This is a genomic window from Labrenzia sp. OB1 (assembly GCF_001624695.1).
Taxonomy (GTDB): domain Bacteria; phylum Pseudomonadota; class Alphaproteobacteria; order Rhizobiales; family Stappiaceae; genus Roseibium.
The window spans coordinates 17,511-34,635 of sequence record NZ_JSEP01000024.1 but is presented as its reverse complement, the minus strand read 5'-3'; the positions used below and the strand labels follow the sequence as shown (position 1 = coordinate 34,635).

Sequence of the window (17,125 nt, the reverse complement as noted above, 5' to 3'; positions counted from 1 at the left end):
GACCGGTGTCACGCTCTGGTTCATTGAAAAAACAGAAGAGGAGAGACCTCACGGCAACGGAATTCTTGTCCGTGCGGGTGACCTCACCGGTCCGTCCGGCAACGAGCATTGCCATCATGGCTCTCGGATCACATGCGACAGGCGTCCTTCAGGTTTTCCGGCTATCGCGATTTACAACGCCCGCTGCACGCGCTAGAGCACGTCCGAAGCGCCGAGAGGCGATACCCGAGAAAAAAATCACGGACAGGCAGGCATGAGCGAGTTCAAATCGGACTTTCTGAACGTTCTTTCGCAGCGCGGTTTCATTCATCAGGTTTCCGACCCGGCCGGGCTGGACGCGCTTTGCCAGAAAGAGGCCGTCACCGCCTATATCGGTTTCGACTGCACGGCGCCGAGCCTCCATGCCGGCTCCCTCGTTCCGATCATGATGCTGCACTGGCTGCAAAAGACCGGGCATCGCCCGATTGCCCTGATGGGCGGCGGAACGACACGCGTCGGCGATCCGTCCGGCAAGGATGAAAGCCGCAAGATCCTCACCGAAGAGATCATCGAACAGAACAAGGCCGGCATCAGGAAGGTGTTTGAGAAACTCCTAACATTCGGCGGCGGACCGACCGATGCCGTCATGCTGGACAATGCGGACTGGCTCCTGAAGCTCAACTATGTGGACTTTCTGCGCGACATCGGCCGGCATTTTTCCGTCAACCAGATGATCCAGCGCGATTCCGTCCGTCTGCGCCTGGAACGCGAACAGCATCTGTCCTTCCTGGAATTCAACTACATGCTGCTCCAGGGCTACGATTTTCTTGAACTCTACCGGCGCACCGGCTGCCGCCTGCAGATGGGCGGGTCCGACCAGTGGGGCAATATCCTGTCCGGGACGGATCTCGTCCGGCGCATGGAAGACACGGAAGCTTTCGCCCTCACCTCCCCGCTCCTGACCACTTCGTCCGGCGCCAAGATGGGCAAGACGGCTGCAGGTGCCGTCTGGCTCAACGAGGAACAGCTCTCCGCCTATGACTACTGGCAGTACTGGCGCAACACCGAGGATGCGGATGTTGAACGTTTCCTGAAACTCTTCACCATTCTGCCGATGGATGAAATCGCCCGCCTTGCGGCCCTTGAGGGTGCGGAGGTCAACGACGCAAAGAAAGTACTTGCGACGGAAGCGACCGCGTTGATCCACGGCCGGGACAAAGCCGAGGCGGCGGCGGAAACCGCCCGTCAGGCCTTTGAGGAAGGTCAGTCCGCCGAAGGCTTGCCGACGGTGGAAATCTCCGGATCAGAGCTTGAAACAGGCCTGGGCGTTCTGTCCGCGTTCGTGACCGCCGGTCTTTGCGCCTCCAACGGGGACGTACGCCGGAACATCAAGGGCGGTGCCGTCCGGATCAACGACCGCAGTGAGCAGGACCACAACCGGCAGCTCTCCCTCGCCGACGTGACACAGGACGGCGTCATCAAGCTGTCGCTCGGCAAGAAGAAGCATGTTCTGCTGAAGCCTGTCTGAAAGGCCCGCTGGACCGCCCCCCCTTGCAACAAGGGTGGCAACCTCTGACGGACAATACCCTGCAGCCAGGTCAGTTCGACTGGAACTCGAACATCTTGCGGAAAATGCCGGGAGCGATCGCGGAGATCGGATTGACCGAAAGAACCGGATCGGAAAGTGAGCCCGACAGCCGGTAAGTGACACCGATCAACCCTTCACCCGAACCGCCGCCAAGAGCGAAACCGAGCAGCGGGATCTTGGCGAAAAAATTATTGAGCGCGTAGATCGGCACGAAAGTGCCCGTGAGATTCAGGGTCTGCTGGGCCAGATCGACGGTTCCGCTGACGGTCCCCCCCAGCGCGTTGCCCTGCAGTGCCCCGCGGCTGATGCTCAGCAAGTCGGCTTCGCGCGTGAAATTGATGTCGAGCGTGTCGAAGCTTGCGGAACCCGTGTTCCGGCCCGCCGCCACCGGCGAATCCGTCCCGTTGTTGCGCCTGCTGATCTGATCGCGTTCGCGGATGCTCCGGATTGCCGGATCTTCGGTGATGCGCAGGGAGGTCACGTTGAAGTCCCCCACCCAGCTGTCTTCATCGGCCATAACGACATTCAGCACACCCGTCCCACCGCGCATACGCTCGTAGAGATCCAGGAACCTGAGCGTCGCACCGGTATTCGCGAAGCGGCCATTGGCCAGTTGCGACCCCTCGTTGTCGTTCACTGTGAATTCGAAATTGGCGCGGCCGTTGACCATACCGCGCAGATCGGCCGAGACGAGCCCTCTCTTGCCCGTGTCAATCTTGCCGGAGAAATTTTCGATTGTCTGCTTGTTGAAGCCCGTCACCCTGTCGATGGTCGCGGCGATTCTGGCCCCGCTTGAAAAGTCACCGGCTCCCTTGCTGCCGCCCGGACTGCGTATGCTCTGTATCAGCCCCCTTCCGTCGAAGGACGAACCGGCGAAGATAATGTCGTAACGCCCATCCGACGCCCGCTGGATATCAACCTCGATATTATCGCCGGGCCGCAGCCTGAAAGTTCCGAAGGACGCCTGGGTCAACTCACCGTCGCTGGTCAACCGCAGCGCACCGCTGATGTTGACGCCCTCCGAAACAAGTTTGAAATCCTGAATGCGACGCTCGTCGGCGGTCTCGACCATCTTGAAGGACGCCGTCGCAGGCACGCCCTTTGCTTTCCGCCAGCCAAGTGCGGACAGCCGCACGTCTGTCTGCCTCAGGTCGACGACGAAATCCTGCCCGTCGGCAACCTTGGTGACGCTGAGCGTCATGCCACCGTCGAGAAACGCGGTCAGGTCGATACCCTTGTCCTTGAGCTTTTCGGCGGTCACCGATACGACGACATCCTGTCTGCCCTCGATGCCGGAATCGCCCAGCGGGACGAGCAGATCGATATCCGCCTTGAACCCGTCGAGAACGCCCTTGCCGGCGATGGCGACCTGATCCTTGTCCGCTTGCAGCGAAACATCCGCGTCGGCAACCGTGTGGCCCATGATCGGATGCGGGTCTGTAAAGTTCTTGAAGTTCCCGTTCGCCTGCCAGTCCACATCAGCCAGGTCGATCTGTCTTTGCATCGGAAATGTCGCTTCGATGTTCATCTCGCCGGTGCCGCTGACCCCATCGTTCCTGATGCCGGCGCGCTCCAGTATCCGGAAAGGTGCGCTGTTCACCATCGCGCCCAGGTCTTCGACGTCGCCTTGCATCAGCGTGGAAACACGTGCGGTCTTGCCGTCCCGGAGCGGCAGATTGTAAATCTCGAAAACTCCGGACGGCAGGATAACCGTTCCGTCCTTCGAAGACATCGCCGACCCGCCGGTCGCCGCAACGCTCAATGTTTCATTTTCTATCGTCAGCGTGCCCTGGAGACCGCTGATTTGCGGAACGTCGCCCACCGGCGTGACGGCCCCGCCGGAAAACGTCATGTCAACGCGCATTCCATTGCCGGACCAGCCAGGATCCGGGTCGCGGGGATTGAAGGCGGGCGGACGCAGGGCGCCTGTATAGGAAACGCTCTCGATCAGTCCTTCCTTGATCCGGTCCACCACCCAGCGCCGTGCCGGGGGAACCAGTGTGATCGGCCAGACCTGTTTTGCCAGGGCGACAGGTATCTTCTCGCCGTCGGCCGCGAGCGCCAGATAAGGCCCCTCAGCGGTAAACTGAAGCGTTGCGACACCGTGAACAACGGCTTTCCCGGATCGGGCCGTGAAGCGGTCGATGCTCAAGAGCCGTTCCTGCGGGTCGAAACGTCCGCGCAGTTGCATGCCTTCCAGCATGTTCGGGTCTTCAGCAACATCCGCCGGACCGAACTGGGGATATTTGCTGTCCAGACTGACACCCCATTCGGGCGTTCCGTCTAGGCCGGGCATGAGAGAGCCTGTAAAAAAGAGCCGTGTGTTGCCTCGGATCACATGCGATGTCGTGATGTCGATTGCCTGCTGGCCCGCCGTGAACAACAGCGACAATGCCGCGTCATCAAAGGCCACAAGGGTCTTGCCGAGCTGGAACCAGCCATCGCGCACCCGGGCAACCGCATTCGCCGAGACAAACTTGCCCTGCTTGTCCAGACTGGCTTCCATTTTCGCGGAAGCCGGCAAGCGCAGGCCCTTTCCGTGTTTGGATGCCGCTTCCGGTCCGAGCAATTCGGCAAGCGTAATGCCGTTGACCACGAGGCCGATATTCTTGAAACCGGCATTTTCCGAAGCGCTCCGGGCAAGTTCCAGACGCCAGTTGGATATATTTCCGGAAATCCGGGCATAGACACGGATCACCCGGTTGCTTCCGCGGAAAATATCCGCGTCGATATTTTTGAACCGCCGGGAAGCGGGTCCCGCAAGTTCGAAGGAGCCGTCCTCGATGCGAACAACCTTCAGGCCGCGCCGGGCGAACTGATCGTCCACAACATCGCTGATCCGGTCGACAGCTTCCATCAAGGGGCCCAGTTCCGGCACCTTGGCGGGCCCGCCGCTCAAGGCCAGTCGGACGTGCGGCTGTTCAAGATCAAGCGATGAAAAATGGATCCGGCCGGAGAAAAGCGCGTCCATGTCGATCGGAGCGGTCAGTTTCGGCAAACGGATGCTGACAGGCGACGGCCCGTCGATGTCCGCCCTTGCATCCTCGATGATGACATCCAGGCCGCCGGGCGCGGTAAAATCGAGGCTCGCGCGGGCCACTGACAGCGTCACGGGGCCCCGTGTTCCCTGCATCGCGAGAAGATGGCCAAGAAAGGGAATGCGCACCGGGCCGGAAGCAAACAGGACCGTCAGCCCCGCAAGGGCGCCAATGAGCACGACCGCGAAGAAAATGCGCACAAGCATGCGACCGGTCTTTCGCGGAGGGGCTGTCTTAGATCCTTTCGGTCTGCCGTTTTTGGGCAAGTAATTCAGTCCATTCTTCCGCCTGAAGGCGCCTGGGCGGTTCAGTGTGATCCCGGGGACAAATCGCCTGCTTCGCTCGGTGTCGCATTGAACGATTCACGGGACACTCTATGGTACAGCGAATGCAACTGCAAAAGCGACAGTCGCAACTTGCCAGACTGCCGGTTCCCGGCATTAACCCACAAACTGTGACAGAAGGAAGGCGTAATGGGAGACCTGAACATTGGAGATACGGCACCGGATTTCGATCTGGAAAGCGATGGCGGTGGCCGCGTCAGCCTCAGCGCATTGAAGGGCAAACCCGTGGTGGCGTATTTCTATCCCAAGGACAACACGCCCGGCTGCACAAAAGAGGCCATTGCCTTTACCGAATTGATGCCGGAGTTCGAAAAATCGGGCGTCACGATCATCGGCATTTCGCCGGATTCAGCAAAGAAACACGACAATTTTATCGCCAAGCATAATCTGGCGGTTCGCCTGGGCGCCGATACGCACACCGGCACGGCGGAAGCCTATGGCGTATGGGTCGAAAAATCCATGTACGGCAAAAAATACATGGGCGTGGAGAGGTCCACATTTCTTGTGGATTCGGCAGGAAAAATCGCCGGGGTCTGGCGCAAGGTGAAAGTGCCCGGCCACGCGCAAGCCGTTCTGGAAGCGGTTCAGGCCCTTTGACACTCCGTAGCGGCGACACAAGGACGGCGCCCTCCTCCGTCCTGCCCCCCACTCTTGTTTCCGCAGCCCGCGCCATCGTTGCCTCTCCGGACACCTCAGAAAAGGTCCGGTTGGCCTACGCGGTGTCGAAAGCCTGGTTTCAACGGGACCTGGCGCTCGGGTCGCCGACAAAGGACGGGACCATGCCCGACCGGCCCGGCCGGCCGGACAAGCCGGTTCTGCTGACCCCGCGCGACATGCCGAAACGCAGTCTGACCGGCAGGTCCGGGCGTCTGGCCCTGATCCATTCTCTCGCCCATATCGAGCTGAATGCGGTCGATCTTACCTGGGACCTGATCGGACGGTTCGCCAATGTCCGTCTGCCGCGTTCCTATTACGACGACTGGGTCCGGGTCGGTCTGGAAGAAGCCAAGCATTTTTCCATGCTCCAGGACCGCCTGGCGAAGCTGGACGCAGCTTATGGCGACATGCCGGCCCATGACGGCCTGTGGGAGGCGGCACAGAGCACCGGGAACGATCTGGCCGCACGGCTGGCCATCATCCCCCTCGTGCTGGAAGCCCGCGGCCTCGACATCACCCCTCCGATGATAGAAAAGGCACGCGGCATCGGCGACGAAGACACGGCCCGATGCCTGGACGTGATCTACCGCGACGAAAAGAACCATGTCGCTTTCGGCGCCAAATGGTTCCGTTTCCTGTGCGATCGTCAGGGAATCAGGCCCGAACCTGCATTTCATGCTTTCGTGCGCAAACACTTCCGCGGCGCGCTCAAACCGCCCTTCAACGACCGCGCACGTTCGGAAGCAGGGCTAACGCCCGGTTTTTACAAGCCTCTCGCGCGCTTGACCGGCTGATTTCAAGGCCGCGAAGACGATTTATTAACCTTACCAAACTCTAATCAGACTCAGTTCTTTTGCAGAATGCAGGCAGTGACTGAGTGAACATGCGACAGCGCCTAAATACGAATCGGCCTTACCAGACGCCGTGGGTGGCGCCACATCATCCGGCACCGGATAAAGGCGCCAAGGCGACAACCTACAGTGTCCGGCCCTTGCACCTGATTTGCGGTGCACTTGCCTGCGTGACTGTAACGCTGGCAGTGTCCGCGACCGTCGGCTACCTCCTCTTGCAACACGACATGACGGTCGAGGCCAGTTCTGAACGCACGGAACTTGTTCTGGAATACCAGGATCGCATCGACCGGCTGCGGGCGGAGATCGAAACCCTGACCAGCCGTCAGATGGTCGACAGGCAAACCGTCGAGATACAGGTCATGGATGTTCTGCGTCGCCAGCAGGGCCTCAATCAGCGCCACGCGATCGTTGCCGATCTCGTGGCCCGAGCCGAATACAACGGCATTTATCTCAACAGCGACCAACCCTTGCCACCGCAAAAACCGGCCTTGGATTCCGGCAATCTCGCCGCGATCGGAAAAGAAGACAAGTCGGCGATCGGTGGTGAGAGTCTGTTGATCGACGAACCGGTGAAGGCCCTCGGCCTGCGAGACGGTTCATCGGACACCATCGATCCGCTTACGATCCTGCAGAAGACGGATTCAGATCCGCTTCAATCCCAATCAACCGTAAAAAAAAACACTGAAAAACAAGCCGCTCTCGACGCGGTAAGAGCTCACATCTCGGCGATGGATGAAGAAAGCACCGTTGCGGTGGATGCCATCACCATCGCCACGGAAAGCCGCATAGACGACATTCTCGACATCACCCGCGCCATCACGCCATCCATCAATGCGACGCTGCGCAGGAAAACCGCGATCGGCGGTCCCTTTCAGCCGATCACCGAAGAGAACTTTCCGGGCCGGCTGCAGCGGGCCACCAAGGCTCTTGAAGCCTTGCGCCGGATCAAGTTCACCACCTTGCGCCTGCCGATAAAACGACCCGTTCGAAACAGTTCCGTTTCCAGCAGCTACGGCCCCCGGGTGGACCCCTTCCTCGGCCGTCTGGCCATGCACACCGGCATCGATTTCAAGGCAGCTTATGGCACACGCGTCTTCGCAACCGCTCCCGGCACGGTGGTCGGCGCCGGGCGCAAGGGAGGCTACGGCAAGATGGTCGAAATCCGCCATGCCAACGGCTTTGTTACCCGCTACGCCCATCTGAGCCGCCTTCGCGTGGCAAAGGGAGACCATGTACTCGCCGGCGACCTGATAGGCAACGTCGGCTCCACCGGCCGCTCGACCGGAGCCCACCTGCACTACGAAATCCGCCGCGGCGACAAACCGAGCAATCCGGCGGCATTTCTCTCCGCCGGCGACAAGCTGGCCGCGCTTTCGCTTTAGCAGAGATCTGAAAAAACGGACGCCTGTTGCTCCCCTTTTGCCTGCTGGCAAATCCCCAATTCATCATCCCGCACGCAACGTAGCGAAAATCCGGGATCGATGAGCTGAGGGGAATCATTAGAAAATAATAACTATAACAATGACTTGTTACTCTCCGGTCCCGGCTTGCTCACCGCTTGGCCGGGATGACGGCGATGACGTCATGGCCTTGTCACTAGGTTTAGGCTGAGGGGGCCAATGCCCCCTCTTCCCTGATCGGGCAGGCCTATTCGATATCTTCGACCGAGACCGGATCGCCGCCGAAGACCCGCTGCGCGAGCGCGGCTTCCATGAACTTGTCGAGGTCTCCGTCCAGAACGTCGCCAGGAGACGTGCTTTCCACACCCGTCCTGAGGTCCTTCACAAGCTGATACGGTTGCAGGACATAGGAGCGGATCTGGTGGCCCCAGCCAATATCCGACTTGGACGCAGCCTCGGCGTTTGCCGCCTCTTCCCGCTTTTTCAGTTCCGCCTCATAGAGCCGGGCCTTCAACATGGACCACGCGGTCGCCCGGTTCTTGTGCTGCGAGCGTTCGGACTGGCACTGGACGACAATCCCCGTCGGCTGGTGCGTGATGCGCACGGCCGAATCTGTGGTGTTGACGTGCTGTCCGCCGGCGCCGGATGCGCGGTAGGTGTCGATCCGGCAATCGCTTTCGTTGATGTCGATGTCGATGCTATCGTCGATCACCGGATAGACCCAGGCGCTGGAAAAGCTTGTGTGGCGGCGCGCGTTGCTGTCATAGGGTGAAATCCGCACAAGACGGTGCACCCCGGACTCGGTCTTCAGCCAGCCATAGGCGTTCTCACCCTTGATCAGCAGGGTTGCGGACTTGATGCCCGCTTCCTCACCATCGTGATATTCCAGCAGTTCGACCTTGTAGCCGCGTTTTTCCGCCCAGCGGCGATACATGCGCAGCATCATCGACGCCCAGTCCTGGCTCTCCGTGCCCCCTGCACCGGAGTTGATTTCCAGATAGGTGTCGTTGGCATCGGCTTCCCCGGAAAGAAGCGAATTGAGCTCGAGTTCGTGAACCTTGTCCTTGAGGCTGCGCAGCGCCTGCTCGGCTTCTGTCACAACGGAAGTGTCATCTTCCATTTCACCGAGTTCGATCAGCTCGATATTATCGGAGAGATCCTGTTGAAGAGCCGTGACACCGCTGATGCCGTCATCGAGCTGCTGGCGCTCGCGCATCAGCTTCTGGGCCTTGGTGGGTTCGTTCCAGAGATCCGGATTTTCCGAAAGGGCGTTCAGTTCTTCCAGCCGGACAAGTGCCTGATCCCAGTCAAAGATGCCTCCTCAGCAGGCTTATGGCCTGCTTGATTTCGTCGACGATCGCTTCCATTTCGGCGCGCATCGGATACCTCGCTTGATTGACATGAAGTGGCCCGGCCACCTTCAGGAGACGCCGGGCCCGATCGGATTTCAAAGCCCCTGAATCCCAACAGACGCCGCTGGCTCTTGAATTGGAGCGGGACATTACCCGCACGGGTTGGCGCTGTAAACCACGCAAGGACCGGAAGCGTTTCGCTCATCGGTCCGAAGGCGGCCGGGGTCAATAAAGGCCGCCCGTCCCGCTGAGAACCGCGCCCGCGGCTTCCGGGGAAACCGAGTGCGGCACGCCCATGGTTTCCTGGAATCCGATCACCGAGTAGCTGTCCGGCGGAGCCATGCCAGGCTTGAAAGATTCCAGGATCGACCCGGGCGTTCCGGCGGCTGTGCGCATGCCGGTGCGGCGGTTGATCGGGATAAGCTGCAGGCCCTTGGGCACCCGGAATTCGACAGGCGGCTTGTCCGACAGCGCCTTCTTGACGAAATCAGTGAAGATCGGTGCAGCAACCTGGCCGCCGGTCGCTCCGCGTCCCATAGGCTTCGGATTGTCGTAACCGACGAAAACGCCAACCGCGAGATCCGGCGTGAAGCCCATGAACCAGGCATCCTTCTCGTCATTGGTCGTACCGGTCTTGCCGGCGACCGGACGGCCGACCGCACGGACAGACGTCGCTGTACCGCGCTGCACGACCCCTTCCATCATGGAAGTGATCTGGTAGGCGGTCATCGGATCGAGAACCTGCTCGCGGTCATCGATCAGCGTCGGTTCTTCCTGGCCTTCCCAGACATCCTGGGTACAGCCGTCGCAGATGCGGCTGTCGTGCTTGTAGATGGTGCGGCCATAGCGATCCTGAATCCTGTCGATCAGGGTCGGGCGGACTTTCCTGCCACCATTGGCGATGGTCGCATAAGCCGTGGTCAGGCGCAGGACAGTGGTTTCCCCGGCGCCGAGCGACATGGACAGGACCGGCAGCATATTGTCGTAGATGCCGAAGCGCTTGGCGTATTCGGCCACCAGCGGCATGCCCATGTCCTGCGCCAGACGTACGGTCATGACGTTTCTGGAAAGCTCGACCCCTGTGCGAAGCGTGGACGGCCCATAGAATTTTCCACCGTAGTTCTGCGGCCGCCAGGTTCCCAGGCCAGGTCCCTGATTGATCTCCAGCGGAGCATCCATGACCACCGACGATGGCGTGTAGCCGTTATCCAGGGCAGCGGCATAAAGGAACGGTTTGAAGGACGAGCCGGGCTGACGGTAGGCCTGAGTGGCCCGGTTGAACTCGCTCTGGGCGTAGCTGAAACCGCCGACCATGGCCAGAACGCGGCCGGTATAGGGATCCATGGCGACAAGCGCGCCGGAAACTTTCGGGATCTGGCGCAATTCGAACGTGCCTGGAGCCACATCGCTTTCATGCACGTAGATCACATCGCCCGGGGCGAGCACGTCTGAAACCGCGCCCGGTGCCCGGCCTTTGACGCGGGCCCATTTCATGGTCTCCAGGAAAAGCGGCCCTGTCTTGCGTTCGTCGGAAAGCTCACCGCTGTCAAGCCTTACCGGCTGGACCCCGACAAGTGCCTGATCGCTACCGCTCTCCAGGACCACCGCCAGTTGCCACTCTGGCAGATCGCTCAAGGCTTCGATCTTTGCCAGGTCGACACCCCAGTCGGCCCCAAGGGGGAGCTTCTCCACCGGACCGTTCCAGCTGCCACGCTGATGGTCGAACTTGATCAGCCCGTCCATGAGCGACTTGCGCGCCATTTTCTGCAGTTCCGGATCGAGTGTCGAGCGGACGGACAGACCACCCTGGTAAAGACGCTTGTCACCGAAGATATCGGCAACCTCGCGGCGGACCTCTTCGGTGAAATACTCCGCCGCAAACAGCTGCGAACCGTGTTCGCGGCGCTTGACGACAATAGCCTTTTCCTTGGCTTCGTCGCCTTCTTCGAGACTGATGTAGCCATCGGCGATCATCCGGTCGATCACGTAGTTACGGCGTGCGATGGCCGCTTCGGTCTTCCTGTAGGGATGATAGTTGCTCGGCCCCTTGGGAAGCGCCGCCAGATAGGCGATTTCATCCAGCGACAATTCGTGCACCGACTTGTCGAAATAAATCAGCGAAGCCGCCGCAACACCATAGGCGCCGAAGCCAAAATAGATCTCGTTTAGATATAGCTCGAGGATCTCGTCCTTCGTATAGGCCTGTTCGATTCTCAACGAGAGAACGGCTTCCTTGACCTTGCGCTCATAGGCTGCCGAACGCCGCTGTTTTTCCTCACTGACCAGATCGGACAGGAGGAAGTTCTTTGCCACCTGCTGAGTGATCGTGGAAGCGCCCTCGGGCCGCCTGCCGGAGCCATAATTCTGAATGAAGCGGACCGCCGCACGGGCGATACCCTCAGGATCGACGCCGATATGGGTGTAGAAATTCTTGTCTTCCGCCGCAATAAAAGCCTGCTTCACCTTGTCCGGGATGGCCTGGATCGGCAGAAACATACGCCGTTCGGTCGCGTATTCGGCCATCAGGCTGCCATCTGCCGCATGGACGCGTGTCATCACGGGCGGTTCGTAATTCTGCAGGGCGGTAAAATCGGGCAGCCCCTCCGTGAGATGCTGCAGATACATCCACACGCCAGCCGCCACCAGCAGTCCGAGGACAGCTCCGATGCCGAACAGATAACCGAAAAACTTCACCAAAAATTTCATACCGCGGGCTCGTCTTTCCCCGTCTTCAAGCGCGTATAGCTTTTTAACATGGATACATTAACTCGGCATTAGAGCACTTTTAAGGAACATACGACTCCGGTGGACCAATTCAGCTTGTTTAAATCGTCGCGACACTTGTCCGACGCCTGGTATCGCCCTGCGCCGCGCCATGGTCGTTAGCTGATTTGTCTCCATCAAATGGCTCCGTGTTGCTTGAAAGTGCTCTAGAAACCGTCCGAAACATTTAGCTGCCTTCCTCGTGCACCAATATGGCGATGCTGAGGCAATTGTCAGTCCCCTCCTCCGATTTGCAATGGCGACACAAGGATTTTACTGAGAGGCCGCTTCCTGCTGGCGCGCCAGCCGGGGACGGAAAAAACCGTGCACAGCTTCGGTAATGGCCCCGGCCATGCGTTCGCGCCACTCATCGGAGATCAGCAGTTTCTCGTCATGTTCATTCGAAAGATAGCCGAGTTCGACGAGAACCGACGGCACGTCATGCGCTTTCAATACGCGAAAACCCGCCGATCTGTGCGGATTGTTGATAAGGCGGACTGCGCTTTTCAGCTCGTTCACAAGCGTTCTGGCAAAATACACCGAAAAGGAGCGGGTTTCCCGGCGCGCCAGATCGAGGAGGATATCCGTCACTTCGCCCGGTCCCGTTTCCAGATCCACACCGGCGATCACGTCAGACATGTTTTCCGTCTCGGCGATTTCCGCGGACAGCTGATCTGAAGCCTTGTCCGAAAGGGTATAGACCGTCGAACCGCGCACCAGTTTCCGGCCCTGGCGGACCGAATCGGCGTGAATGGAGATGAACAGATCGGCGGCCAGTTCATGACCGATCTCGACCCTGCGCCCGAGCGGAATGAATGTGTCGTCCTCACGCGTCATATGCACATCGTAGAGACCGGTGGCGTCCAGCTTTTCCTTCAGGAGCGATGCGAATTCAAGAACGATCGCCTTTTCATGGGTCCCAGCCGCGCTCGTGGCGCCGGTGTCGATCCCTCCATGACCGGGATCGAGAACGATAAGCGGCTTGTCGCCGTTCTTCGGCGCAGTCAGCCTGTCGCTTTTGGACGCGGTTTTTTCGCTGTCAGCTGAAGGAACGGACCGGGATGTTTCTACGAAGGCTGCGAAGTCCTGCGGCGAAGAGCGCACCAGATCCATGACGAGCCGCGCCGGCTGGTCGTCCACGGCAGGCAAAAAGAAGCTTTTGTCCACGCTGACCGGTCCGGTCAGATCCATGACGATACGCGATTTCCCAAGAGCGAACAGCCCGAAACGCCAGTCACTGATAAGACCTCTTCCGGATTCACCCACATCCTGCGGTATGGAAAAAGTCACTTCCGGCAAATCGAGAATGAGCCGGTACGGATTTGCCAGACCGGAGATCACGGGCGTGACCTGTGTATCCATGTCAAGAACGAATCGGGTCCGGTCTTCATCGCCGGCAACTCTGGCGCCCGTCACGACGGGGGGCGTGGTGTCGGCAAGGGCGGCAACGGTGTGAACAGTGAGCGCAAAAGGACATAAAGCCAAAACAAGGCTCGTCCGCGCGACTAACCTGCGAATGCCGCCAAACACCCCGCCAACCTGCGGTTTCATTCCGATTTTCAATTCCATCATACTGGCCATGCTGCTCGAAAACCGTCCGCGTCGAGGCTCTTGCACTCCGTCATACGCCATCAGCGTAATGAGGAAAATAGTTCCGCTATGTCACACTGCTTGCAATGCGGAGCCTTGGATCGTAAAAGTACCTTACGGATTTAGGTTCGAATCCGATACCTTCCCAGGTGACGAAATGGGATGTCTATCCACAACGTCATCGTAATCCAAGGCCTTTAAGCGACAGAACAGAGGCCGTTCTGCCGTTTGTTCAAGTGCCCGGACTGCAGTGGAAAGAGTATCGGCCTCTCTTCGATATCGCTCCGCCTCGCAGCATCATGCCTGTTTCCTTATGGCTGATCCCCGGCGAGGTCAGCAGCGGACCTTGAGAGTGAACCTTTTCCGGAACCGGGTGTAGATGTAGCGGCGAAGCCAACCTGCATGCCGGTGTAATGAAACAATGACTTTAACTCCTGGGCCTGCGTTGCCCCGAAGGACCCGCGTGATGCACATGATGATCGACATGAAGCAAGCCCCCGCTTTTGCGGCCGCTTGCGTTGATCATACGACCGCGCCGGGCGCAGACGCCCTTTCCCATCTTATCAAAACAAATACGGCAGCCATCCTCCTTTCGGGCGATGCGCGTTTTGGATACGCGCCCAGCAGCGCTGCCGTGGAGACGTTCAATAATGGCAAACAAAATGCTGATCGACGCGGGCCACCCGGAAGAAACCCGGGTCGTCGTCGTGCGTGGCAATCGGGTTGAAGAATTCGACTTTGAGGCAGCAAATCGGAAGCAACTTCGCGGGAATATATATTTAGCGAAAGTAACGCGAGTAGAACCCTCGCTTCAGGCGGCGTTCGTTGAATATGGCGGCAACCGCCACGGATTTCTCGCGTTTAGTGAAATTCATCCGGACTACTACCAGATACCTGTCGCGGACCGGGAAGCCCTGCTCGCGGCTGAGGCTGCCGATCGTCAGCGCGACGACGCCGATGCAGAAGAAAAGCCGAAGCGCCGCCGCCGCACCCGCGCGGCCAAAAACGACACAGCGGAAACCGTCGCCAGCGAAAAAGTCGAAACCGAAGACGCGCAGGCGGATGCCGGTGAACAGGCGGATGGCGGTGAAACAGATGTAGCCGCTCCTGCCGACGAGACCTCGGAAGGCCTGGAGGCCAAGGCTGCGGAAGACGAGGACACTCAGGACTCCGATAACGGCGACCAGTCCTCGGGTGACGAGGAAGAAGACGAAGCTCCGGTCCGGGCACGCGGCCGGGGTCGCGGACGCGGTCGTGGGCGTAAATCCGAAGAAGATGACGACGACACCGACGGTGACGACGACGCTGTTGAATCGGTCGGTGCCGAAGATGCCATGGAAGAGGTGCCCGAACGCCGCGCACCGATCCGCAAACAATACAAGATCCAGGAAGTCATCAAGCGCCGCCAGGTCATTCTGGTTCAGGTGGTCAAGGAAGAGCGCGGCAACAAGGGCGCTGCTCTGACAACCTATCTGTCGCTGGCCGGCCGCTACTCCGTGTTGATGCCAAATACCGCCCGCGGTGGCGGTATCTCCCGCAAGATCACCCAGCCGACGGACCGTAAGCGCCTGAAAGAGATCGCCTCCGAACTGGAAGTGCCTGAAGGCATGGGCGTGATCCTGCGCACCGCCGGCGCCAGCCGCACCAAGGCTGAAATCAAGCGCGATTTCGAATATCTGATGCGGCTTTGGGAAAATGTGCGCGAGCTCACCTTGAAGTCCAGTGCTCCAAGCCTCGTCTATGAGGAAGGCAGCCTGGTCAAACGCTCGATCCGCGACCTTTACAACAAGGACATCAACGAGGTCCTGGTTTCCGGCGATGAAGGCTACCGCGAGGCCAAGGACTTCATGCGCATGCTCATGCCGAGCCATGCCAAGAACGTCCAGCCCTACCGCGACCCCTCGCCGCTGTTCATCCGCTTTGGCGTGGAACCGCAGCTCGATGCGATGTTCTCGCCGCAGGTGACGCTGAAGTCCGGCGGTTACATTGTCATCAACCAGACTGAAGCTCTGGTCTCAATCGACGTGAACTCGGGCAAGTCCACCCGCGAGCACAACATTGAAGACACCGCGCTGCAGACAAACCTGGAAGCAGCTGAAGAGGTTACCCGGCAACTGCGTCTGCGCGACCTCGCCGGCCTTGTCGTCATCGATTTCATCGACATGGAAGAGTCGAAGAACAACAGATCTGTCGAACGCAAGCTCAAGGATTGCCTGAAGAACGACCGCGCCCGCATTCAGGTCGGCCGGATCTCGCATTTCGGCCTGCTGGAAATGTCGCGCCAGCGCATCCGCACCGGCGTTCTGGAAAGCTCCACCACACCCTGCCCGCATTGTCAGGGCACCGGCATGATCCGGTCCGTGGAATCCATCGCACTTCATGTCTTGCGGTCGATTGAGGACAATCTGCTCAAGGGCTCGTCACACAATCTGATCATCCGCACGACCACACAGGTTGCACTCTACATCCTGAACCAGAAGCGCGCGAACCTTGTGGATCTTGAAACGCGCTTTGCGATCGAGATCGAGGTTCACGCGGACGACACCATCAACGGCCAGCTCTACGTTCTGGAACGCGGCGCCCTGGTGGACAGGGAACGCTTCCCCGCACCACCTCCCGTGGTTCAGCCCCACACAATTGAAATTGAAGATGCCGACGAGGCTCCAGAGGAGCATCCGGAGGAATCTGAAGAAGAGCAGTCCCTCGATGACGAGGGCGGAGACCGCCGCCGCAAACGCCGCCGCAAGCGCCGGCGGGGCGGATCGGACTCCCAGCCCGAGGGCACCGACTTCAACAACGATCCCGGCACGACGTCCCGGCAGGCGTCGGACGCTGCAGGCGATGCCGAAAGCGAAGACGGCCAGCCGCAGGAAGCCCGTTCCGGTGATGAAGAAGGCGGCGACGACGAACCGCGCCGCAAGCGCCGCCGGGGCCGCCGTGGCGGCCGCAGGGGACGCAAGAACGGTGAAGGCGGCGACTTCAACGGCGAAGACGACGCGAACGGCGACAGCGATACCCCTGCTGAAGCTTCAAAAAGCGAAGCTCCTGAAGGTGTAGAGGCGCCCTCCGAACCGGAAGCAGTTGCTTCCGCAGAGCCTGAGACACCCGAAGTACAGGCAGAACAGGACGCCCCGGACACAGCGAACGCGGAAGCTTCCGCCGCCTCTGTGAACGAGGTTGCTGCCGTGGAAGCGGACACTGCCGAGGCTGACAATGTCGCGGCAAAGGCTTCGGAAAGCGAGGATGTTACGGCGTCCAGTCCTTCCGATGTGTCTGAAAAAGAAGATATCGTCGTCGAAACTCCGACGTCCGAACAACCGGTCGCCAATGACGCTGCAGCGGAGAAGGAAGCGGAAGCTCCCTCTGCCCCGGCCGAACCTGTGGTCACCAGCGAAACGTCTGGTGAAAACAAGGAAGCCAAGCCGAAACGTGCCGGCTGGTGGCGTGGTCGGTCCTTCTTCTGATCACCGCTGAAAACTTTACCGGAGGAATATCCGGATCAACCTGCTTGCAATTTCAAGCAGGCTGATCCGGGAAATGTCTGCACTTCCTCCTGGAGA

At 59.7% G+C, this 17,125-nt stretch carries 9 protein-coding genes; 5 read left to right on the top strand and 4 right to left on the bottom strand.

The features are described from left to right. Positions 1-253: 253 nt before the first annotated feature. Entirely contained in the window at positions 254-1,507 is a 1,254-nt protein-coding gene (gene tyrS / locus OA90_RS23440; protein WP_068418445.1) for a tyrosine--tRNA ligase, read from the top strand. Positions 1,508-1,577: 70 nt separating this feature from the next. Here tyrS and OA90_RS23435 read toward each other — a convergent pair whose 3' ends face one another. After that, the gene (locus tag OA90_RS23435) at positions 1,578-4,811 is read right to left on the bottom strand and encodes an AsmA-like C-terminal domain-containing protein (protein ID WP_156510611.1); all 3,234 of its coding nucleotides are present in this window, start codon (positions 4,809-4,811) and stop codon (positions 1,578-1,580) included. Between the two features lie 267 nt (positions 4,812-5,078). Here OA90_RS23435 and bcp point away from each other — a divergent pair, with 267 nt between their 5' ends. From bcp to OA90_RS23420, 3 genes are all read left to right on the top strand, one after another. Continuing rightward, positions 5,079-5,546, top strand: coding sequence for a thioredoxin-dependent thiol peroxidase (bcp, locus tag OA90_RS23430; RefSeq protein WP_068418439.1), 468 nt, complete (start codon positions 5,079-5,081; stop codon positions 5,544-5,546). Between the two features lie 41 nt (positions 5,547-5,587). Continuing rightward, a complete protein-coding gene (locus OA90_RS23425) occupies positions 5,588-6,400 on the top strand; it encodes a ferritin-like domain-containing protein (RefSeq protein WP_208986271.1) in 813 nt (270 codons plus the stop codon). Between the two features lie 89 nt (positions 6,401-6,489). Beyond that, positions 6,490-7,842 (top strand): M23 family metallopeptidase, encoded by a 1,353-nt coding sequence (locus OA90_RS23420; protein ID WP_068418432.1) that lies wholly within the window; start codon positions 6,490-6,492, stop codon positions 7,840-7,842. A gap of 265 nt (positions 7,843-8,107) precedes the next feature. Here OA90_RS23420 and prfB read toward each other — a convergent pair. The 3 genes from prfB to OA90_RS23405 all read right to left on the bottom strand — a co-directional run bounded on the left by prfB (position 8,108) and on the right by OA90_RS23405 (position 13,526). Continuing rightward, positions 8,108-9,239 (bottom strand): peptide chain release factor 2 gene (gene prfB / locus OA90_RS23415; RefSeq protein ID WP_156510610.1). Its coding sequence is split into 2 segments (ribosomal slippage): positions 8,108-9,169 and positions 9,171-9,239, totalling 1,131 coding nucleotides; the frame shifts between segments, so codons are not numbered across the junction. A gap of 198 nt (positions 9,240-9,437) precedes the next feature. Beyond that, positions 9,438-11,909 (bottom strand): penicillin-binding protein 1A, encoded by a 2,472-nt coding sequence (locus OA90_RS23410; RefSeq protein WP_068418560.1) that lies wholly within the window; start codon positions 11,907-11,909, stop codon positions 9,438-9,440. Positions 11,910-12,248: 339 nt separating this feature from the next. After that, positions 12,249-13,526, bottom strand: a complete 1,278-nt coding sequence (locus tag OA90_RS23405; RefSeq protein WP_068418558.1) for an N-acetylmuramoyl-L-alanine amidase — start codon at positions 13,524-13,526, stop codon at positions 12,249-12,251. A 689-nt stretch (positions 13,527-14,215) separates the two neighbouring features. Here OA90_RS23405 and OA90_RS23400 point away from each other — a divergent pair. Beyond that, the gene (locus tag OA90_RS23400) at positions 14,216-17,029 is read left to right on the top strand and encodes a ribonuclease E/G (RefSeq protein WP_068418426.1); all 2,814 of its coding nucleotides are present in this window, start codon (positions 14,216-14,218) and stop codon (positions 17,027-17,029) included. Positions 17,030-17,125: the final 96 nt, after the last annotated feature.

What these genes read in the sequence shown, in the direction of transcription:
- OA90_RS23435 (WP_156510611.1), bottom strand. Translation starts at nt 4,811, where the DNA reads ATGCTTGTGCGCATTTTCTTCGCGGTCGTGCTCATTGGCGCCCTTGCG.
- OA90_RS23405 (WP_068418558.1), bottom strand. Translation starts at nt 13,526, where the DNA reads ATGAAACCGCAGGTTGGCGGGGTGTTTGGCGGCATTCGCAGGTTAGTC.
- OA90_RS23400 (WP_068418426.1), top strand. Translation starts at nt 14,216, where the DNA reads ATGGCAAACAAAATGCTGATCGACGCGGGCCACCCGGAAGAAACCCGG.
- OA90_RS23420 (WP_068418432.1), top strand. Translation starts at nt 6,490, where the DNA reads ATGCGACAGCGCCTAAATACGAATCGGCCTTACCAGACGCCGTGGGTG.
- bcp (WP_068418439.1), top strand. Translation starts at nt 5,079, where the DNA reads ATGGGAGACCTGAACATTGGAGATACGGCACCGGATTTCGATCTGGAA.
- tyrS (WP_068418445.1), top strand. Translation starts at nt 254, where the DNA reads ATGAGCGAGTTCAAATCGGACTTTCTGAACGTTCTTTCGCAGCGCGGT.